General features: G+C 70.8%; 17 protein-coding genes. 5 read left to right on the plus strand and 12 right to left on the minus strand.

Translation table 11 applies throughout. The annotated features are described in order from the left end of the window. The first annotated feature begins 1 nt into the window (after position 1). The gene (locus HRU81_07540; protein QOJ31955.1) at positions 2 to 1,450 is read left to right on the plus strand and encodes an MFS transporter; all 1,449 of its coding nucleotides are present in this window, start codon (positions 2 to 4) and stop codon (positions 1,448 to 1,450) included. Here the strand turns inward: HRU81_07540 and HRU81_07545 are convergent. From HRU81_07545 to HRU81_07590, 10 genes are all read right to left on the minus strand, one after another. Further along, positions 1,401 to 2,999 carry a sulfotransferase gene (locus tag HRU81_07545; protein QOJ33337.1) on the minus strand — a complete coding sequence of 533 codons (1,599 nt, stop codon included), beginning with the start codon at positions 2,997 to 2,999 and terminating at the stop codon, positions 1,401 to 1,403. The genes HRU81_07540 and HRU81_07545 overlap by 50 nt on opposite strands. 45 nt (positions 3,000 to 3,044) lie before the next feature. Next, positions 3,045 to 5,441 (minus strand): TonB-dependent receptor, encoded by a 2,397-nt coding sequence (locus HRU81_07550; protein QOJ31956.1) that lies wholly within the window; start codon positions 5,439 to 5,441, stop codon positions 3,045 to 3,047. 70 nt (positions 5,442 to 5,511) lie between these two features. Then, positions 5,512 to 6,693 (minus strand): hypothetical protein, encoded by a 1,182-nt coding sequence (locus HRU81_07555; GenBank protein QOJ31957.1) that lies wholly within the window; start codon positions 6,691 to 6,693, stop codon positions 5,512 to 5,514. Beyond that, the gene (locus HRU81_07560) at positions 6,693 to 7,802 is read right to left on the minus strand and encodes an S-(hydroxymethyl)glutathione dehydrogenase/class III alcohol dehydrogenase (GenBank protein QOJ31958.1); all 1,110 of its coding nucleotides are present in this window, start codon (positions 7,800 to 7,802) and stop codon (positions 6,693 to 6,695) included. The genes HRU81_07555 and HRU81_07560 overlap by 1 nt, the downstream gene beginning before the upstream one ends. Before the next feature lie 77 nt (positions 7,803 to 7,879). After that, positions 7,880 to 9,196 (minus strand): DEAD/DEAH box helicase, encoded by a 1,317-nt coding sequence (locus tag HRU81_07565; protein ID QOJ31959.1) that lies wholly within the window; start codon positions 9,194 to 9,196, stop codon positions 7,880 to 7,882. A gap of 224 nt (positions 9,197 to 9,420) precedes the next feature. Then, complete coding sequence (locus HRU81_07570) at positions 9,421 to 10,323, minus strand: HDOD domain-containing protein (GenBank protein QOJ31960.1); 903 nt, start codon at positions 10,321 to 10,323, stop codon at positions 9,421 to 9,423. Between the two features lie 150 nt (positions 10,324 to 10,473). After that, positions 10,474 to 11,877, minus strand: coding sequence for an aldehyde dehydrogenase family protein (locus HRU81_07575; GenBank protein QOJ33338.1), 1,404 nt, complete (start codon positions 11,875 to 11,877; stop codon positions 10,474 to 10,476). A gap of 49 nt (positions 11,878 to 11,926) precedes the next feature. Continuing rightward, the gene (locus HRU81_07580) at positions 11,927 to 13,447 is read right to left on the minus strand and encodes a 4-hydroxybutyryl-CoA dehydratase (GenBank protein ID QOJ31961.1); all 1,521 of its coding nucleotides are present in this window, start codon (positions 13,445 to 13,447) and stop codon (positions 11,927 to 11,929) included. After that, positions 13,444 to 14,385, minus strand: a complete 942-nt coding sequence (locus HRU81_07585) for a formylglycine-generating enzyme family protein (protein QOJ31962.1) — start codon at positions 14,383 to 14,385, stop codon at positions 13,444 to 13,446. Before HRU81_07585 ends, HRU81_07580 begins: the two co-directional genes overlap by 4 nt. Then, entirely contained in the window at positions 14,369 to 16,528 is a 2,160-nt protein-coding gene (locus tag HRU81_07590; GenBank protein ID QOJ31963.1) for a xanthine dehydrogenase family protein molybdopterin-binding subunit, read from the minus strand. The genes HRU81_07585 and HRU81_07590 overlap by 17 nt, the downstream gene beginning before the upstream one ends. 66 nt (positions 16,529 to 16,594) lie before the next feature. Between HRU81_07590 and HRU81_07595 the strand changes: the two genes are divergently transcribed. The 4 genes from HRU81_07595 (at position 16,595) to HRU81_07610 (ending at position 18,806) form a co-directional block, all read left to right on the plus strand. Continuing rightward, on the plus strand, positions 16,595 to 17,797 hold the full coding sequence (locus HRU81_07595; protein ID QOJ31964.1) for an MFS transporter: 1,203 nt from the start codon (positions 16,595 to 16,597) through the stop codon (positions 17,795 to 17,797). Beyond that, positions 17,794 to 18,096, plus strand: coding sequence for a DUF1330 domain-containing protein (locus tag HRU81_07600; GenBank protein ID QOJ31965.1), 303 nt, complete (start codon positions 17,794 to 17,796; stop codon positions 18,094 to 18,096). The genes HRU81_07595 and HRU81_07600 overlap by 4 nt, the downstream gene beginning before the upstream one ends. A gap of 147 nt (positions 18,097 to 18,243) precedes the next feature. Then, a complete protein-coding gene (locus tag HRU81_07605; protein QOJ31966.1) occupies positions 18,244 to 18,489 on the plus strand; it encodes a type II toxin-antitoxin system CcdA family antitoxin in 246 nt (81 codons plus the stop codon). Further along, complete coding sequence (locus HRU81_07610) at positions 18,489 to 18,806, plus strand: CcdB family protein (protein QOJ31967.1); 318 nt, start codon at positions 18,489 to 18,491, stop codon at positions 18,804 to 18,806. Before HRU81_07605 ends, HRU81_07610 begins: the two co-directional genes overlap by 1 nt. A gap of 21 nt (positions 18,807 to 18,827) precedes the next feature. Here HRU81_07610 and HRU81_07615 read toward each other — a convergent pair whose 3' ends face one another. Both HRU81_07615 and HRU81_07620 read right to left on the minus strand, forming a co-directional pair. Continuing rightward, positions 18,828 to 20,120: an MFS transporter gene (locus HRU81_07615; GenBank protein QOJ31968.1), complete on the minus strand. Its 1,293-nt coding sequence runs from the start codon at positions 20,118 to 20,120 to the stop codon at positions 18,828 to 18,830. Beyond that, positions 20,121 to 20,876, minus strand: a complete 756-nt coding sequence (locus HRU81_07620; GenBank protein ID QOJ31969.1) for a GntR family transcriptional regulator — start codon at positions 20,874 to 20,876, stop codon at positions 20,121 to 20,123. Positions 20,877 to 20,943: the final 67 nt, after the last annotated feature.

Here is a 20,943-nt window from a genome sequence, read left to right on the forward strand (position 1 = left end):
TATGACATTATCGGCGCATCCCGCCGCCACCGACGCCAGCGCCGTGACCGCAAGTCCTGCCCCCCCCGCCATCGCCAGCGAGGCAGCCCGCGCTGCGCCGGTGCCGTTCTCCACGCGGCTCGGCTGGGGCATCGGCTCGCTCGGTGTCGCCATCCTGTTCAACAGCTACGCAGTGCTGCTGCTCTTCTACCTGACCGATGTGGTCGGCATGAAGGTGCAGGTGGCCGGCCTGCTGCTGACCATCGCCAAGCTCTACAACGTGGTCTGCGACGTGCCCATCGGCCTGCTGAGCGACCGCAGCCACTCGCGCTGGGGGCGCCGGCGACCGTGGATGCTGGCCGGGTCCTTCCTGTGCGCGGCGGCCTTCATCGTCATGTTCAACGTGCCGCAGACCGGCACGCCGGGCGACATGGAGACGGCCACCTACGTGCTGGGTTCGCTGGTCTTCTACGCCACCGCCTACAGCATGTTCAACGTGCCCTACATGGCCATGCCCGGGGAGATGTCCAACAGCTACCACGAGCGCACCGCGATCATGTCCTACCGCGTGGTGTTCATCCAGGTGGGCTACCTGATCGGCGTCGGCCTCGCGCCGCGCCTCGCCAGGGTGCTGGGTGGCGGCGCCCTGGGCTACGGCCGCATCGGCTGGATCCTCGGCGTGGCGGCCGGGCTGGCCATGCTCGCCAGCTTCTTCGGCACCGCGCGCGCGCGCGCCACCGAGCGCGAGAGCGTGCGCTACACGGCCCGCGAGCAGTTCCTCAGCGCCATCGGCAACCGGCCATTCCTGCTGCTCTCGGCCTTCAAGCTGCTGACGCTGTTCTCCGGCGCCACGGTCACCGCCACGCTGCTGTACTTCGTCAAGAACATACTGCGCCACGATGCCGGCATCATGCTCTGGTACAGCATCGGCCATGCCGGCGCCGCGCTGCTCAGCGTGCCGCTGTTCTGGGTGCCGCTCTCGGCGCGCATCGGCAAGCACCGCGCGCTGATGGTGGCGACGCTCGGCTTCCTGCTGGTGGCGCTCTCCTGGCTGCTGGCGGAACCCGGCGAGAGCGAGTGGATGTTCACGTTGCGGGCCTTCGCGCTCGGCGCCTTCGCCGCCGGCAAGCTGCTGCTCGGCATGACGCTGCTGCCCGACATCATGGAGTACGACAGCCTGCGCACCGGCATGCGCCGCGAGGGCGTGTTCTCCGGCGCCTACAGCCTGGTGGAGAAGAGTGCTTTCGCGCTGAGCCCGCTGGTGCTGTCGCTGATCCTCGCGCTGTTCGGCTACCGCGAAAGCGTCAACAATGCCTTCGTCGAACAGAGCAGCGACGCGCTGTTCGGCATCTACCTCAACATCGCCATCGTGCCCGCCATCTGCAATGGCCTGGCCGCCCTGGTGCTGCTGCGCTGGGACCTCACCGAGCAGCGGCTGCAGGAACTGCGGCAGGCGGCCAGGCAGGGCTGAGGTCGATGCCCGCGGCCTCCAGCACCTCCCTGGCCGGGGCGAGCTCCGCCTGGTAGCGGTGCCAGCGGCCGACGCTGCGCTGGTTGAGCGGCTCACGCACCTGCACGGCGCTGGCGGTGGCCACCGGCGCGGCATTGTCCTGGAAATGCAGGCAGGCCTCGTCCCAGGTCAGGCCGCAGAACTCGAGCAGCCGGCGCGTCTCGCCCAGCTGGTCGGCGACCAGCCCTTCGTATGACAGCTCGTGCACGAAGCCGGGCGCCGCCGCACGCCAGTGCGCCATGAGCCGGTCGAACAGCAGGTAGTAGCGGGCGGTGTCGGCAAGGTCGTAGGCGTAGTCGTAATAGGTCACGCCCAGCGAGAACAGCTGGCGGTAGTTGCCGAGGCAGGTGTCCAGCGGATGCCGCCGCAGGCACACCACGCGCGCCGACGGCAGTGCCAGGCGGATCACGCCGACATAGAGGAAATTGAGCGGCATCTTGTCGACGAAGCGCATCGCGCCGGGTGGCGCGGTGGCGGCCAGGTACTCGCGGCCGATGGCGGCGAAATCCAGGTCCTGGCAGCGCGCGAGGGTCCCGGGATCGAGCACCTCGCGGGCGCTGCCGCCGGCGGCGCGGCGCAGGGCCAGCGGCAGGTTCTGCGACTCGCCCACCGAGACCACCGACGGGTGGCTGGAGAGGATGCGCTCCACCAGCGTGGTGCCGGTCCGCGGCATGCCGACGACGAAGATCGGCGCGGCGTCGGCCGCAGCGGCCGCCGGCACCGCGAGCCTTGCGGCCGGGAAGGCAGCCCGCACCGCATCGAACAGCGCCTGGTCGCGCCCGCTGTCGTAGGCCATTGCGCGGCGCTTGCGCGCCTTGCCGGCGGCAAGGTGGGCGAAGGCCCGGGCGCTGTCGCCCAGGTCCTCGTACTCCCTGGCCAGGGCATGGCGCAGGTGCAGCTCGCCGTCGGCATCGGGTGCCGCATTGGCCAGCAGGCTCTCCAGCGCGGCGACGTGGTTGTGCTCCGGCGTCTGCCGGCGCAGTTCGGACCGCGACGAGTACGCCTTCCAGAAGCGGGGGCTCAGGGCGATGGCTGCCTCGAACGCGCGTTCGGCGCCAGTGAAGTCCCCGATGAACTTCAGCGAAGCGCCGAGGTTGAACTGGTAGCCGGGATGGCGCGGGGCGAGCCGCACTGCCCCGGCGAAGGCCCGGGCTGCCCGCGCATGGTCGTTGGCATGGCTGAAGACCACACCCAGGGTATCGAGCGTCAGGGCGTCGCCGGGTTCCAGCGCCAGCGCGTGGCCAGCGGCGGCGGCCGCCTCGCCGACCCGCCGCAGCGCCACCAGGCAGCGGCCGCGGTGCGCATGGTATTCGGCTTGCCGGCCGTCGAGGCGGATGGCCTCGTCGATGAACTCCAGGGCATTGGCGAAGCGCCCGCCGGCGGCCGCCACCAGCCCGAGGATGAAGTGCGCCCCGGCGTCGCCGCGGTCGGCCGCGAGCAGGCGCAGGGCGCTGTCCTGGGCCTGGGCGAGGTCACCCCGCGCCAGTGCGGTCCGCGCCGCCTGGTGCAGCGCCCGGGCCCCGGGCGGGGGCGCACTCACCCGTGGCCCCCGTGCTCAGTCCATGCGGAAGCGGTAGCGGAAGCGCAGCCCGACCTCGCGGGGGCGCAGCACATCCTGGTGGTAGCGCCGCAGGGCGAAGCCGCCGACGTCGCGGATGTAGCTGCGGTCCTGGCGCACGCCGGTGACCGCGAACTTGTCGGTGAGGTTGTCGGCATACAGCGTCGCATCCCAGGCCTCGTCCCCGAGGGACAGCGAGGCATTGTGGACCGTGAAGCCGCCGATGTCCTCGCCATTGTTGCGCAGGCCCACCTTGGAATAGATGTCGCTCTGCGCCGTCAGGCCGTAGTCCGCGGTGATGCGTCGACCGCCGCCGATGCCGGTCGTGTAGCGCAGGCCGAAGGCGCCCTTGTGCTCGGGCGTGCCGGCCAGGCGGTCGCCGTCCTTGCCGTCCGCCACCCCGTCGACCACGCCCGGGGCATCCTCGGTGAGTTCGGCATCGGCATAGGCGTAGCTGCCACGGAGCGACCAGTGCTCGTCGAGCATGAACTCGGCCGACAGCTCGATGCCGGTGCTGCGGGCCTTGCCGCCGTTGCCGGTGATCGGCAGCCCGCCGATGACCGAGGTGCTGGCGATCTGGATGTCCTCCCAGTCGATCCAGAACAGCGCGCCATTGGCGATCAGGCGCCGGTCCAGCCAGGCGCTGTGCACGCCCAGCTCGTAGTTCCGCGTGGTGTCCGGCTTGATCAGCACCTCGTCGGGATGCAGGCAGAAGCTCTGGCCCGGGGGCACCGGATCCGGACAGGGCGGCCCGGAGTTCACGCCGCCGATGCGGTAGCCCTCGCTGTAGGTGGCGTAGGCCGTGAGGTCGGTGGTGACATCCACGGAGGTGTTCAGCTTGAAGATGAAGTCGCTGTCGCTCACTGTGTTCGGCGCGCAGGAGAAGGCGTAGCCACTGGAGAGTCCGTTCACCAGCGGGAAATCCGTGCAGATCTGCACCTTCTCCTCGTAGTCGAACCAGCGTGCGCCGGCGGTCACCTGCCAGGCCTCGGTGAAGTGGTAACCGATCTCGCCGAAGATGGCCTTCTCCTCCAGGTCGTCGTCGGTCAGCTGCACGTACTCGCGGTTGTCCGGCCGGTCGATGCCGGCCCAGGCGGGATAGCCCGGGGTGAACTCCTCGCTCTTCGCGTCGGTGTCGAAATTGTTGTAGAACACCCCGGCGATCCAGTTCCAGGCGCTGTCGTTGTCCGACACCAGGCGGAGCTCCTGGTTGAAGCGATCCTCGTCGGCCTGGTCCAGGGTATAGGCGGAGAACGCCGGGAAGCCCTCGTAGCCGTACTCGAAATTGAGCAGCAGGTCGGTCTGGTCGCGCTGGCCGTCCTCGTGGAACATCGAGTAGCCCGTGGCCGAGGTCAGCCGCGCGCGTCCCAGCAGCGGCAGCTCGAGATCCGCGACGTTGACCTCCAGGCTGAGCAGGTGGTTCTGCCGCTCGTTGGGCTCCAGGTAGCGGTAGGCCGAGACGTAATTGCCGGTGCCGAAGGCGGCGGCGTGGTTCATCTGCCGCCCGCCCACGTCGCTGTCCTGGAAGTAGTAGCCGAGCGTGGCGTCGATGTTCGCGGCGGGGGTCCACTGCAGCAGCGAGCGCGCGTACAGCGTGTGCTCGGAGTTCGCGTCCTTCTTGCGGACGAGGTTCGCGGCCACGTCGGCCGGATCGCTGAAGTCCGGCTGCGGGTTGGACACGCCGGGCACCTTCACCAGGTAGTCGTAGTCGATGAAGCCGGGATCGCTGACGCTGCCCACCAGCACCCGCCAGGCCAGCTGCTCGCCGAGCGGCAGGTTCATCACCACGTCGCCATCGAAGCCCAGCCCGCTGCCGTGGCTGAGGCCATAGGCCTGGGCCTCGACGTCGACGCTGAAGGCGTCGGTGCGGGGCTTCACGGGGATGTAGCGGACGGCGCCACCGAGCGTGCTGGCGCCATAGAGCGTGCCCTGCGGCCCGAGCAGCACCTCGACCCGCTCGATGTCCTTGAGCTTCAGGTCCAGGTACAGCGGGATCTCGCCGATGTAGGTGCCGACGATATTGCCGCTGGTGTTGTTCAGCAGTTCCGTGCCGTTGAGCGATTCCGTGTTCAGGCCCCGCACCGTCATGACGTTGCCGGAGCGCGGCCCCTGGTCGATGACCGTGAGCCCCGGCACCACGCGGCCGAGGTCCGCCAGGTCGCCGAGCCGCTGCTCGTCGATCTGCTGGCTGCCGATGGCGGCGATGTTGTAGGGGATTTCCTGCACGGAGGTCTCGCGCCGCGAAGCGGTGACGATGATCTCCGGAATGCCTTCATCGGCTGCCGATGCACCGGCCGGCACCAGGCCCGCCGCGCCGAGCGTGGCGGCAATGGCAGCAGTCAGCGGATGAATGCGCGAGACGGGCCGCAGCGGCCGCCGGCGGCGATGAACCATGTGCAACTCCCGGACCCCATCCCCTGGGGGAAACGCTGGGACGACATAATCAGCCGTCCCTCGACGGGGATCACAGGAACGGATTCACAGTTCCGGACGTGCGTGCCTGCGCATCGGCGGCCCGCGGCCAGCCCCACAGGGCCAGCGCGATGCCGCCCAGGCCCAGCAGCAGCACCGCCAGCCGCGCCAGGCTGCCGAACAGCGGCAGGGACCCGACCAGGGCCAGCAGCAACAGCACCAGCAGCAGAGCCAGCAGGCGCCGGCCGGCCGTGACGGGCTGGCCCGGGCGTGCCGCCGCCAGCGCGCGATCGCCGAGGTACAGTGCGCCCACCACATAGGCGCCGATCAGCATGGCGAGGTAGACCAGCACGAGGATCAGCGCCAGCGGCAGGCCAACCAGGCTGAGCGCCAGCGCCACCGCCACGAAGGGCACGCCGGCCAGCACCAGCAGCCCCACCGCCATGCCGAACCAGGGCCGCTCGCCCAGCGCGGCGCTGGTGCGGCGCGAGAAGCCGGCAAAGGCGTAGGCCAGCAGCAGGCCCAGCGCCAGCAGGCCGGCGAACCACAGCCAGCCGGCATTGCGCGCGGCGCCGCCTGCGCTCCAGCCATCCGCTTCGGGGCCTGTGCGGTCCTCGTCCCGGCTGACACCGGCACCGACCTCCAGGTCCTCCGGCAGCGTCACCGGGCTCGTGGTCCGGTAGCGCAGCGCCCCGCCGATGCGCGTGCCGGGCAGCACCGTCAGGCGCTCGGCATAGACCCGGACGTCGCCGTCGACGATGCCGCCGATGGTGACGTCACCACCTGCCACGGTGAGGTAATGGCCGAACTCGCCCTCGGCGTCGACGCTGCCGCCGGCGATGGCCACGCCGCCGGCGATGCTCGACTCCGGGGTGATGCGCACCCGGCCACCGGCCAGCCGGGCGTTGCCCTGCACCAGCGCATCCACCTCGACCTGCCCGCCGACCGCGTAGAGGTCCTGGCCCACGGTGGCGCGCACCGCGACCTGGCCGCCGGCGAGGCTGACATCGCCGTCGACGGATGCATTGCTCTCCACCGTGGCGCCGGCCAGCAGCGCGTCGCCGCCGACGGTCTGCTCCAGGCGCACGCTGCCGCCGGCCTCGAAGTAATCGTCGTCGATGGCCAGGCCGCTGGTGTCGCCCGCCGCCAGGGAAGCCGCGGAGCAGGCGCCCGCGAGGCAGAGCAGCAGCAGTTGCCGCGCCCGGTGTCCGCGGATCGGGGCCGTGCCGCGCATCAGTAGGTCAGCACCGTGCGGATCGACTCGCCACGGTGCATGAGGTCGAAGGCGTGGTTGACCTCGGCATGGGGCAGCGTGTGGGTGATCAGGTCGTCGATGTCGATGCGCCCCTCCATGTACCAGTCGACGATCTTCGGCACGTCGGTGCGCCCGCGTGCGCCGCCGAAGGCCGTGCCCTTCCACACGCGGCCCGTCACCAGCTGGAACGGCCGCGTGCGGATCTCCTGGCCGGCGCCCGCCACGCCGATGATGATCGACTGTCCCCAGCCGCGGTGGCAGCACTCCAGCGCCTGGCGCATGACATCGACGTTGCCGATGCACTCGAAGCTGTAGTCGGCCCCGCCATCGGTGAGCGCCACCAGCCAGGCCACCAGGTCACCCTCCACTTCCCGGGGGTTGACGTAGTGCGTCATGCCGAACTTCTCGGCGAGTGCCCGGCGCGAGGGGTTGCGGTCGACGCCGATGATGCGGCGCGCCCCGACCATGCGCGCGCCCTGCACCACGTTGAGGCCGATGCCGCCGAGGCCGAACACCACCACGTTCGCCCCCGCCTCCACCTTCGCCGTGTTGACCACCGCACCGATGCCGGTGGTGACCCCGCAGCCGATGTAGCAGACCTTGTCGAACGGCGCGTCCTCGCGGATCTTCGCCACGGCGATCTCGGGCAGCACCGTGAAGTTGGAAAAAGTGGAGCAGCCCATGTAGTGGTGGATCAGCGTGCCGCCGCGCGAGAAGCGGCTGCTGCCGTCGGGCATCAGGCCGCGTCCCTGGGTGGCGCGGATCGCGGTGCAGAGGTTGGTCTTGCGCGAGAGACAGGACGGGCACTCGCGGCATTCCGGCGTGTACAGCGGTATGACGTGGTCGCCCTTCTTCACGGACTTCACGCCGGAGCCGACATCGACGACGACGCCGGCGCCCTCGTGGCCGAAGATCGCGGGGAACAGCCCTTCCGGGTCGGCCCCGGAGCGGGTGAACTCATCCGTGTGGCAGACCCCGGTGGCGCGGATCTCCACCAGCACCTCGCCCGCCTTCGGGCCCTCGAGGTCCACCTCCTCGATCACCAGGGGCTTGCCGGGCTCCCAGGCTACCGCCGCGCGCGTCTTCATCGGGTCGCTCCTGCACCGCGAAGCCCGGAGTATAGGCGACTCGCGCCGGGCCGGTGGCGGCCCGGCGGGAGGCTGCTTCAGTGGCTGCGCGAGTGGCGGCCCGCGCCGCCCTGGCGATGGCGCCCGCCGCTGCGACGCTGCTGCGCACCGGGGTGGCGCTGGCCACCGCCGCCACCCGGCCGCGACCCGCGCCCCGGCTGTGCCTGGCCGCCATGGCCGGCGTGCCCGTCGTGACCACGCGGGGCCGCCGGCGGATCCGCCGGCATCTCGAAAGCGGGCAGCGGCAGCACCGGAATGGCGCGCTTCAGCAACCGCTCGATGTCCCGCAGCAGCACCGACTCGTCAGGCGCCACCAGCGACACCGCGCCGCCATCCATGCCGGCGCGGGCGGTGCGGCCGATGCGGTGCACGTAGTCCTCGGGCACGTTCGGCAGCTCGTAGTTGACCACCATCGGCAGCTCCTTGATGTCGAGCCCGCGGGCCGCGACTTCGGTGGCCACCAGCGCGAGGATGCGCCCGGCCTTGAAGTCAGCCAGCGCGCGGGTGCGCGCCGCCTGGCTCTTGTTGCCGTGGATGGCGGCCGCCGCGATCCCGGCGCGCTCCAGCTGCTGGGTCAGTCGGTTGGCCCCGTGCTTGGTGCGGGTAAACACCAGCACCTGGTTCCAGCCCTGCGTCTTCACCAGGTGCACCAGCAGGTGGCGCTTGTGGTCCTTGGGCACGCGGTAGGCGCACTGCTCGACGCGATCCGCCGTGGCGTTGCGCGCCGCGACCTCGATGCCCACCGGCTCGTGGAGGAAGCGCGCCGCCAGGCTGCGGATGTCGTCGGAGTAGGTTGCCGAGAACATCAGGTTCTGGCGCCGCTGCGGCAGCAGCCTGAGCACGCGCTTGATGTCGTGAATGAAGCCCATGTCGAGCATGCGGTCGGCCTCGTCGAGCACGAACACCTCCACGGCGCGCAGGTCCAGCGCCTGCTGCCCCGCGAGGTCCAGCAGCCGGCCCGGCGTCGCCACGAGGATGTCGCAGCCCCGGCGCAGCGCGTCGATCTGCGGATTGATGCCGACGCCGCCGAACACCACCACGGTGTGCAGGCGCAGGTACTTGCCGTAGTCGCGCGCGCTGTCACCGACCTGGGCGGCGAGCTCGCGCGTGGGAGTCAGCACCAGGGCGCGCGGCGCGCGCCGCTGCGCGTCCGCCGGTGCCTCCTTCAGCCGCTGCAGGATGGGCAGGATGAAGCCGGCGGTCTTGCCGGTGCCGGTCTGGGCGCCGGCCAGCACATCGTGGCCGCCGAGCACGGCGGGAATGGCACGGGCCTGGATCGGCGTGGGCGTGTCGTAGCCCTTGTCGGCCACGGCACGCAGCAGTTCGGGCGCAAGCCCGAGATCGGAGAATGACATTGAATGATTCCTGGAAAAAACCCGCTCATTCCGGGCCGCGCAAGCGCGGTCCGGTGCGGTCACAAGCGAGGAAAAAAGTTACCGGAGTGCGTCAGCAACAGGTCGACGGACTGCGAGCCGGGGCGGCGCTGACCGCGCACGTGCCCGAACGGCGGGGCGCACTGTAACCGGGATCGGCTGCCGGGTCCACCCCCGGCGCGCGCGGCGGGAGCGTGACAGGCGCCTCAGGCGAGCGCGGCCTGGACGAGCTGCGCATCGGCCTGCGCCGCCCTGACCAGCTCCTCGAAGCCGCGGCCGTCGATGCGGATGCGCGCGAGCGCCTGCTCGGCCTCCGGCTCCGCCGGAGCACCCGGCTTGCGCAGGCGCAGGTGCAGCTTGGCCCCGCAGAGGATGCGCACCAGCGGCTCGAGTTCCTCGTTGTCGGCGTCGAAGATGGCGTTCTGCGCTTCCACCGCCTCGGCCACCCGCGCGGGGATCTTCCAGTGGTCGAGAATCGCGCGGGCAATGGCGACATGCCATTCGTTGAGCGCCCTCTCCCAGCCGGCGATGGCCTGGGGATCGATGCTCTCCCGGCGAGCGCGCGCGAACAGGTAGAGCTTGCCGATCAGGTGGAACAGGCCCGCGGACATGGCCTCGTCGGCCTTCACGCCCCTCACCTGCCTGGCCACGGCGAAGCAGAGCGCGGCGACACCGTTGCTGTTCTTCCAGATGTCGGCCAGCACCGGGCGGATGGGTTGCAGCCACTCCTGCCGGTCCAGCTGCTTCATGGCGAAGGCGGTCGCCTGGCTGCGCACCGTGTTGAAGCCGAGGCTGGTGATCGCTCCCCTGAGGTCCGCCACCTCGCGGCCCGATTTGTTGAAGGCCGCGGAATTCGCCAGCTGCAGGAGCCGGGCTGCCAGCGCCGGCTCGCTCGCCGCGAGCTTGACGATGTCGCTGGCCGCGACGTCCGGATCGGCGAGGGCGCGATGGATGCGGGCGACGATGTCGGGAAACCCCGGCAGCTCGATCTTGTCCGCATTGAGCTCGCGGGCAAGGCCCTTGACGATCTGCGCGGCGTCGATGTCCGGCAAGCCGGTGCCGCTCGCTGCCGGGCCGCTTTCGGCCCGCAGGTTGGCTGCTGCTGTCATGGGAATCCTCACGCGTCCCGCACTGTCCGCTGCGGCCGGCACGCAGGCGCCGCCGCCACCCCGTCGCGCACTATACGGGTGGCGGGCCGATCATCGCTGTGACCGGATGCGCAGATGGGGCCGCTGGAGCCCGGGCGACGCTGGCGGCGATCAGATCCGCGCCGGCACGCCCCGCTGCGCCAGCAGCGCCTTCTTGCGGAAGAAGCGCAGCAGCCCGGCATCACCGTGGCGCGAGCCGCCGATGCCGGAGTAGCCGAAGGAGTTCTTCTCGGCCTCGTAGGTCTCGCGGGTCAGGCCGGCATCGTTGAGGCTCATGCCGCCGGCGTTGATGCGCTCGGCCACGGCGCGCGCCTCCTCCAGCGTGCCGGCGAACACCGCGCCGGAGAGCCCGTAGATGCTGTCGTTGGCGAGCGCCACGGCCTCGTCCACGGTACGGAACTTCATCACCGGTGTCACCGGGCCGAAGGTTTCCTCGGTCATGAGGGTCATGCCGTGGTCCACTCCGGTCACCACCGTGGCCGGCACGTAGCGGCCACCACCGAGGTTCAGGCTCTTGCCGCCGCAGTGGATGACGGCGCCCTTCGCCACGGCATCGTCGAGCTGGGCGTCGATGATGTCGGCCTGCCGGTCGAAGATCATCGGGCCGACCTGGCCTTCGTTGATGTCCGGGTAGTTGAGGCGGATGCGCCGCGACTTCTCCACCAGCAGCGCGACCAGGCGGTCGTGCACCGACTCCTGCGCATAGATGCGCTCCACCGCCAGGCAGGCCTGGCCGCTGGCGAGGCAGGAAGAACGCAGGATGCCGTCGCTCGCCTGCTCGAGGTTGGCGGACTCCAGCACCACCACCGGATCCTTGCCGCCGAGCTCGAGGAACGCGGGGATGAAGTGGCTGGCGGCGGCCACCGCCACCTTGCGGCCGGTGGCCACGCTGCCGGTGAAGCAGACCACGTCGACATTGGCGACCAGCGCCGCGCCGGTATCGCGCCCGCCGGCGATGATGTCGAACACCCGGGCGAGCTCCGGCACCGAGCGGATGATGGCGCGCAGCGGCGGGGCGAAGCGCGGCGTCACCTCGCTCGGCTTCACCAGCACCGCGGCGCCGGCCAGCAGCGCCGGCACGGAATCGATCAGCGACAACGCCATCGGGAAGTTCCACGGGCTGATCACGCCGACCAGCGGGTAAGGCACCAGCTGGTGGGCGATGCGCAGCGTCGGCATGATCTTCGAGTCGAATTCCGTCGTGGCGACGATGGCCGGCGCGCGCTCGCACCAGCGGCGGATGTTGCGCGCCGCCGAGGCGATCTCGCCGGCAGCCACCGCCACGCGTCCGGTATCCACGCTCAGCGCCTGCAGCAGCGGCTCGCGCTGCGCCTCGAGCGCATCGGCGAAGCGGCGCAGCACCGCGCTGCGCGCGGCCAGTCCCGCCTCGCGCCAGGCCACCTGTTCCTGGCGCAGCGCCTGGCAGCGCGCGGCGAGCTCGCCGTCGGTGGGCGGCGTGAACTCGTAGTCGTCCTTGCCGGTGCGCGGATTGCGCACCTGGATGGCGGGGGAAATGGCGAGGGGCTGTGTGACTGGCATGGCGTTCCCGCGACGGCTGTCGCTCCTAGTTGTGGTTGCCGGACCCGGGCGTGTCGTCCGTTCCGGGCTTCGCTTCAGGACCGGGCTCGATGCCGGCCAGGGCCATGGCGAGCCGCTTCTTGAACTCGAGCTGCATGGCGCGCCCGATCTGGATGCGCTGGGCCTGCGGCGAGCCCGCGCCGTGCAGCGATTCGGTAAGGTACCCCACGGCGTTGCGCCCCATGGTCATGTTCTCGATCAGGCGCAGGATGCGCATGCGGTCCTCGGTGGCGACACCCTCGCGGCCCTGCAGGTACTTGCGGAGCAGCGCGCCGATCTCCGGGTGTTCCAGGTCGGCGGCCGCCGGCATGGTGACCACCAGCCCGCCGGCGAGGTCCTGCGCCAGCCGGCCGATCTCGTAGGGCAGCTTCGTCACGTGGTGCTTGCAGACGTTGGCGAGCATGTCGTCGGCCTGGTACACGCCCGAGGCCATGGGCGTGGCCTGGTGGCTGGCGGCGATGCCGGTGCCGTATATGGTCTCGTTGAGGTGGGTCATCTCCACCAGCTTGTCGCGGATGTGGCTGGCCCGCTCGACACCGTTGTAGTCGGCGACGGTGGCGGCGGCGCCGATCAGCACGTCGCCGACGCCGGTCTTGCAGACGTAGCTGCGACGGTGATAGCCGGTGAAGCGGTCGACGAGCAGCGAGGCGAACTCGTGCTCGCCATCCATGAACACCCGCTCCTGCGGGATGAACACGTCGTCGAAGACGATCATCGCTTCCTGGCCGGCGAAGCGCGGGTTGCCGGCGTCGATGTCGCCGTCCATGGCGCGGCTGTCGCAGCTCTGCCGGCCATAGAGGTAGGTGATGCCCGGCGCATCCACCGGGATGGCGCCGACGATGGCGTAGTCGCGGTCCGCGGCCCCGAGCCGCATGGTCGGCATCACCAGCAGCCAGTGGGAATTCACGCAGCCGGTCTGGTGGGCCTTGGCGCCGCGGATCCACACGCCGCTGGCATCACGGCGCACCACGTGCACGAACAGGTCCGGATCGGCCTGCTCGTGGGGCGCCTTGCCGCGGTCCCCCTTGGCATCGGTCATGGCGCCGCCGACCACGAGATTCTGTCGCTGCACCAGCGCCAGGAAGTCGAGCAGCCGCCGGTGGTAGGCGGTGGCATGCCGCGCGTCGATCTCGTGGGTGACCGAGTGCAGCGCGTTGAAGGCGTCCATGCCCACGCAGCGCTGGAAGCAGGTGCCGGTGAGCTGGCCGAGACGCCGCTGCATCCGGTTCTGCATCACCAGGTCGCCGGGCGAAGTGGCGATGTGCAGGAAACGGTTGACCCGCGCCCCGGTGTAGGGCGAGAGCGCCGAGGCCAGTTCCGGGTCGTCCAGAGCCAGGTCGTAGGTGGCCGCCACCGCGTTGATCGACGGGCGGATCACCGGGTGGTCCACCGGCTCGTCGATGAAGGCGCCCTGCAGGAAGACCCGCAGCCGGCGCCCGCGCAGCGACTCGATGTACTCGGCGCCGCTGCGGATGGGCCGGGGTTCTGTGCCGTCGGCTGCGTTCATGGGTCGGCTGCCACACGAAAACCGAAGAAGGAGTAACGGGCATCGACCGGGTCGCGGCCGCGGAAGCTGACACGCTGGCGGCTGGGCCGGGTGATCCAGCTGCCGCCGCGCACGGCGCGGCGCTCGCAGCTCCCCTGCGCGGCCTGCACCGCGCTGCCGTCCACCGGTGTGGCCGGATAGGGCGCCTGGTAGCAGTCGGCGGTCCACTCCCAGACGTTGCCGATCATGTCGTGGAGCCCGAAGGCATTGGGCAGGTAGCTGCCCACCGGCGCGGCCTGGGCATGGCCGTCATCGCAGCCGAAGGGCGCCCAGCTGAAGCCGTTGGCGCGCGCGCCGCTGGCGTCGTAGACGTTGGCGTAGGCGCAGGCGCCGCTGTCGGCATCGGCACCCTGGTCCACCCAGTAGTAGGCGGCGCTGCTGCCGGCGCGGGCCGCGTACTCCCACTCCGCCTCGCTGGGCAGCCGGTAATGCCTGCCGGTGCGTTGCGACAGCCACTGCACGTAGGCCTGCGCATCGTTCCAGGAGACGCAGGCCACGGGCTCGTCGTCGAACGGCGCGCGCCCATAGCCGGGATTGGTCCAGTCCGCATCCGGTGGCGTGCGCCACTCGCCCTGCCAGACCTGGCAGCCGCCGGCCATGACGTGGCCGCTGGCGCCGACGAAGGCGGCGAACTGCGCCTGCGTCACCTCGACCTGGCCGAGGGCGAAGGGCTTGCCGATGTGCACCTTGTGCACCGGACCCTCGGGCCGGCCTTCCTCGCCGCCCGGCGCGCCCATGAGGAACTCGCCTGGCGGGATCACCACCAGCGCCGGGCACTGCGCGCAGTCCTGCAGCAGGCTGCCGGCACGCGGCGTGCCCGCAGCGCAGCCGGCCAGCAGCAGCGGCAGGGCTAGCAGCAGCGGCCACCGGCGCCGGATGCGCTCAGGCGACCAGGCCATGGCGTGCCAGCGGCAGGCTGCGGATGCGCTGGCCGGTGGCGGCGAACAGCGCGTTGACGACCGCGGGCGCCACCGGGGGCACGCCGGGCTCGCCGACGCCACCGAGCGGCAGGCCGCCCTCGACGATGTCGACGGCAATGCGCGGCGTGTTGGCCAGCGTGACCATGCGGTAGTCATGGAAGTTGCTCTCGACCGCACGGCCGGCCTCGATGTGGATCTCGCCGTAGAGCGCGGCGGAGAGCCCGAAGATGATGCCGCCCTCCATCTGCATGCGCACCACCTCGGGCTGCAGCGCACGCCCGCAGTCGATGGCGCAGAAAACCTCCAGCACCTCGAGCCTGCCGTCCCGGACCCGCACGTGCGCCACCTGCGCCACGCTGGAGCCCTGGTCGTCCACCAGCGCCAGGCCGAGGCCCTCGCCCTTCGGCAGCCGGCGGCCCCAGCCGGCGCGCTTCGCCACCGCGCGCAGCACCGCCTGGTGGCGCGGGTGGGCCTCGAGCAGGCCGAGGCGGAAGTCGAGCGGATCGCGGCCGGCGGCATGAGCGAGTTCGTCCAGCGCGCATTCCATGAAGAAGCCGTTGTGGGACTGGCCCACCGAGCGCCAGGTGCCGATCGGCACGTGGGTCGGCACGGACACCCAGTGCACGCGGTAGGCATCGATGGCATAGGGCGTGTCGTCGAAGGTGCTCACCGCGAGCGGGTCCGGCTTGCCCTTGAGCCGCCCCGGCCGGCCCCACTCCATGATGGACGCGCCCGCCAGCTTCACCGCCATGCCGGTGAGCCGGCCGCCCTCATCGAGATCGGCGCCGATGCGCGCGGCGAAGGCCGGGCGGTAGAAGTCGTGCTGCATGTCCTCGCTGCGCGACCAGATCAGCTTCACCGGCCGGCCGGGCACCGCGCGGGCGATGAGCGCCGCCTGGATGCCGTAGTCCACCGGCCAGCGCCGGCCGAAGGCGCCGCCGGCGAAGGTACGCTGCACGCTCACGGCCATCGCCGGCAGGCCGAGCGCGGCCGCCACCTCGTCGCGCAGGCGGATCGGGCCCTGCGACGGCGCCCAGAGCTGGCAGCGGCCCTCGCTGACCAGCGCCGTGCAGGTCATCGGCTCCAGCGTCGCGTGCGCGAGGTAGGGCACCTCGTACTCGAGCTGCAGGTGGCGCGGGCCGGGGGCCGGTGCCTCGCCATGCTGCGCGCTCGACACGCCGGGCTCGTCCAGGGCGCGGCGCAGGGCCGCCTGCAGGTTGGCCGAATCCACGGCATCGTTCGGGCCGCGGGCGAACTCCGGCCGCAAGGCGCGCAAGGCGGTGTCCGCCCGCCAGAAATCCCTGGCCACCACCGCCACCGCGTCGGGCAGGCGCACCACCGCCTCGACGCCCGGCATGGCGCGGGCCGGTGCCTCGTCCACCGCGACCAGGGGACTGCCGAAGACCGGGCTCGCCATGACGCTCGCCACCAGCAGGTCGCCCTGGCGCACGTCGACGCCGAATTCTGCGCTGCCGGTGACCTTGGCGGGCAGGTCCTTGCGCGGCTGGTCCCGTCCCAGGTGGCGCAACTCGGCATCCGGCCGCAGCTCGACTTTCCCGGGTACCGGCAAGGCGGCCGCCGCCGCGGCCAGCGCGGAAAATGGCTGGCGCCGGCCGCTCGGCCGGTGCAGCACCATGCCGTCCTGCGTGGCGCATTCGGCCGCCGGGACGCCCCAGGCGGTTGCCGCCGCCTGGCACAGCAGGCTGCGGGCCGTGGCGCCGAGCTCGCGCAAGGACTGGTAGTGGCCACGCACGCTCATGCTGCGGCCGGTGGCCTGGATGCCCTTCATGGGGTTGATGAAGCGCTCGTCCGCCCAGGACTGGCGCACTTCCACCCGCTCCCAGTCCGCGCCGAGCTCGTCGGCGAGGATCAGCGGCAGCGAGGTGTGCACGCCCTGCCCGACCTCGAGTTCGGGATCGACGATGATCACGCTGCCGTCGCCGCGGATCTCGAGGTAGGCGGCCAGGCGCGGCTCGGTCCAGGCCGGGTCGGCAGCCGCGCCGGCCGGCGCCGGGCGCAGCCCGAGCCACAGCCCCGCCGCCGAGGCACCCGTCACCACGACGAAGTCGCGGCGGTTCAGGGTCGCCGCCGAGGGGACTGCGGGTTGTCGCGGGGCCGTCATCGGGCTGGAAAACCTCGGGACCGGGTCTGCATATCATTATAACAATATGATAAATTTCCGCAGCCTATGACCGCCGCACCGCGCTTCGCCTTCCCCACGCTGTTCGCGGTCGTCTTCATCGATCTGGTCGGCTTCGGCATCGTCATCCCGCTGGTGCCATTCTACGTCGAGCGGCTCGGCGCCGGCCCGGAGCTGATCACGCTGATCATCGCGCTGCACGCGCTCTGCCAGTCGCTCGCCATGCCGCTGTGGGGCGCCATCAGCGACCGCTACGGCCGCCGCCCGGTGCTGCTGGTGAGCATGCTCGGCCATGCCGGATCGTACCTGATGATGGGCTTTGCCGATTCGCTGTGGATGCTGGCGCTGGCGCGCATCATCAGCGGCGTCACCGCCGCCAACCTCTCCACCGCCTACGCCTACATCACCGACATCACCAGCCCGGCCGAGCGCGCCGGCGCCATGGGCAAGATCTCCGCGGCCTTCGGCCTCGGCTTCGCCGTGGGTCCGGCGATCGGCGGCCTGCTGGCGGGCGGCAGCAGCATCGAGGAAGCCAACCTGATGCGTCCGGCGGTGGCCGCGGCGGCGTTCTCGCTGGTCGCCGCCGTGGCGATCTGGTTCTACCTGCCCGAAACCCACCACGCCGCCTCCCGCGCGGCGGCGCAGCGCGAGCGCCGTGGCCTGCTGCGGGACCTGCGTCGCGTGACGGCCCGCCCGGTGATCAGCATGATGCTCGTCCTGGCGCTGATCGTCGTCACCTTCATGGCGGTGCGCGAGTCGATCTTCCCGCTGTGGGCGTATTACCGCCTCGACCTCAACGCCCGCGAGATCGGCATCACCCTCGGCTACAACGGCGCCCTCATCAGTGCCGTGCAGTTCCTCGGCATGGGCCGGTTGAGCAATCGCTTCGGCGAACTCGGCCTGGTGAAGGCGGCGGTGCTGATGTTCGCCACCGCCTGGATCGGCCTGTCGCTCTCCGGCAACATGCTCCAGTGCATGGTGGCGCTCACCGCCCAGGGGCTCGGTACCGCCTTCTTCCAGAGCAGCATGCAGACGCTGATCTCCAAGCGCGCCGAGGCCGCCGAACGCGGCCTGGTGCTCGGCGTGTACCAGTCCTCCAGCGCACTGGCGCGCTTCATGGGTCAGGCCAGCGCCGGTACGCTGTTCGGGCAGATCGGCATGAACGCCCCCTTCCTCATCGGCGCCGCCGCCATGGCCCCTGCCCTGTGGCTGGCGCTGCGCATCGGCCGTCACATGGAGGACGCACCATGAGCCCGCCACGCTGCTACATGATCATCATCGCCCATCTCGGCGACCGCCAGCGCTTCCTCGACGGCTACGCCCGCGCCGTGCCGCCGCTGGTGGAGAAGTTCGGCGGGCGCTACGTCATCCGCGGCAGCGGCGGCCGCTTCCTCGAGGGCGGCTGGTGCGACAACCCCAGCGCGCTGGTGTCGGAATGGCCGAGCAAGGCGGCAGCACTGGCCTTCTGGAACTCGCCCGAGTACGCCGAGGCGAAGAAGCTGCGCGAGGGGGCGGGCGACTTCCAGGTGCTGCTGATCGAGGCCGCCTGAGGCGCCGGCGCGCCCGGATCGCCCGGCCGCGGCCGGTTGCCTGGCCCGAGGTTATGTCCAATGCAGCACCGTGGCGTCCGGTCACATTGACCCGGATACATCGATGCGCATAGCCTGTGCGTATCGCTACGCGTATCAGGAACGCTCATGAGTGGTCTCTTCGATACGGCTGCGCGCAAGCAGCCTGCCAATCTCACCATCAACAGCGACCTGCTGGCCAAGGCCCGTGCGCTCGACATCAACCTCTCGGCAACGCTGGAGAAGGCGTTGGCCGACAGCCTGCGCCAGCGTCAACGTCAGCAATGGCTTGCGGAGAACCGCGAGGCGATTTCCGCCTACAACGACGAAGTCGAGCGCGACGGTGTGTTCAGTGACGGGCTGCGCGGCTTCTGATGGCGCAATTTGCCGTCTACCGGAATCCGGATCCGGCCACGCGCCGCCGCTTTCCGCTGCTGCTCGACGTGCAGAGTGAGCTGCTCGACGATCTCGCCACGCGGGTCGTTGTCCCGCTTGCGCCGGCGGATTCACGCAAGGCGGCAGCCATCGGCAGGCTGACACCGCTGGTGGTCGTCGACAAGCAGCGCTACCGGGCAGTCGTCCCGCAGCTGGCGGGCATTCCACGGAAAGCGCTGGGCCCGGCCGTGGGCGATCTCCCGGGGGAACGCGATGCCGTCATCGCTGCACTGGACCTGCTGCTGACCGGTATCTGAACCGGACACGACGGCCATGCCTCAGGCCAGCGCCCGTCCCCGCGTCTCGATGACCCAGGGCATGAAGGCCAGCCCGAGCAGCGGGATGAATCCCACGTAGAACAGCACGTCCACCGCGGCGCTGGTGCCGCGCGCGGCGATGGCGCCGACCATGAAGGGACCGACTGCCGCCACCACCCGGCCGATGTTGTAGCAGAAGCCGGCACCGGTGCCGCGCAGGCGCGTGGGGAACAGCTCCGGCAGGTAGTAGGTGAAGCTGCCGAATACGCCGAACACCGTGAGCCCGATGGCGAAGTACAGGTACAGGCGCGTCTCCGGCGGCAGGTCCAGGCCGAAGGTGGCGAAGATCGCGGCCGCGGAGGCGACCCAGTAGAGGCGGAACATCGCCTTGCGGCCGAGGAGCTTCGCCGCGGGGATGGTGAGCAGGGTGCCGATGAGGCCGCCGAGGTTGAACCAGCTGGTGGCGAGCGTCTTCCAGTGCTCGACCAGCGCCAGCGTCTCGCTGTTGCCGAGCCCGCGGCTCTCGGCGGCCGCGCGCGCCAGGCCACCGGCGACCACCGGGATGAAGGCGTTGCAGCTCCACCAGGTCAGCAGCGCCACCAGCGCCATGAGGAATCCCGACAGCGTCGCGCGGCGCAACTCCGGGCCGAACAGCTCGCCGATGTGCGCGCGGCGGTCGGCGAGGTTCTTCCAGCGCTCCGGCTCCCTGACGAAGAGACGCACGGCGAACGCCGCTGCGGCCGGCAGCAGGCCGAAGAGGAACACGTAGCGCCAGGACTGCTCGGGGCTGTCGGCAAACCAGTTGCCGGCCACCTGCAGGTTGACGAAGGTGGCGAGGAACAGTCCCATCGGCGCGGCGGTATAGAGCAGCGCGCCGGCCTCCACCCGCTTCGACTCGGGCACGGTCTCGGCGACCATCGAGGCGCCCGCCGCCCATTCCCCGCCGATGCCCAGCGAGGCGACGACGCGGAACACCAGCAGCCACCAGATGTTGGGCGCGAAGGCGCAGGCCGCGGTGCCGACCGCATAGAGCAGCATGGTCAGCAGCAGCGTGCGGCTGCGGCCGATGCGGTCGCAGACCAGGCCGAAGAGCACGCCGCCGGTGGCCCAGCCCAGCAGCAGCACCGAGGTGAGCAGCCCCGTCCAGTACAGCGTCGCCTGCTTGGCCGCCGGCGAGCCCAGCGGCAGGCCGAGCAGCGTCGGCACGCAGTTCGGCGCCACGTAGTTGAACAGCAGGCCGTCGAAGACGTCGAAGCCCCAGCCCAGCCAGGCGGCGAACAGCACTGTCCACTGGTAGCGGCTGAAGCCGAGCACTCAGCGCGCCTTGCGGGTCAGGTGCACGTGGTGGTGGTAGTGGTCGCCACGATACCAGGCAACCAGGCGCTCGACGGGACGGCGCTGGCTGTCGAACACCACCAGCCGGATGTGCACCAGCGGCGCGCCCACGGTGGTGTTGAGCAGCGAGGCCAGGCGGGCATCGGCCAGCGTGGCACTGATGACCTGGTCCGCCGCGGCGATGTCCACGCCCTTGCGCTCCAGCAGGTTGAGCATCGGGCTCTCGTTGAGCTCGCGCAGGTCGAATCGGACCTTGAGCGTGGACGGCACGTAGGTGATGACATAGCCGACCGGGTTGCGGTCGCTCAGGCGCACATGGGAGGCGCGCTGCACGCGGGCACCCGGCAGCAGCTGCAGGTCATGCGCGGTCTCCGGGTCGGCCTCGATCTCGGTGACCTCCGCCTGGGCGACGCGGCTGGTCTTGCCGAGCCGCTCGACCTTGCGCAGCAGCTGGTCCATCTCGCCGATCACCGGCGCGTCGGCGAGGTCCTCGACCACGAAGGTGCCGCGACCCGGCTGGCGCAGCACCAGGCCCTCGTCGACCAGCATGTCGACGGCCTTGCGCGTGGTGATGCGCGAGACCTTGAACAGCCGGCACAGCTCCTCCTCGGTCGGCAGCCGGCTGCCGGGCTTGTAGCTGCCCTGGTAGATCCAGTCACGCACGGTGGAATAAACCTGGATGTAACGCGGGCTCTTGATCGCGTGGTCGATCAGCTCGCCCTTTCTGGCCACCATGCAAAGTACTCCGCCCGGCCTGCGTCATCCGGCCGCAGTGCCGGTGGCAGACGTCCCCATGTCATGT

The sequence above is a fragment of the Gammaproteobacteria bacterium genome (assembly GCA_015709695.1).
In the GTDB taxonomy this organism is placed as follows: domain Bacteria; phylum Pseudomonadota; class Gammaproteobacteria; order Steroidobacterales.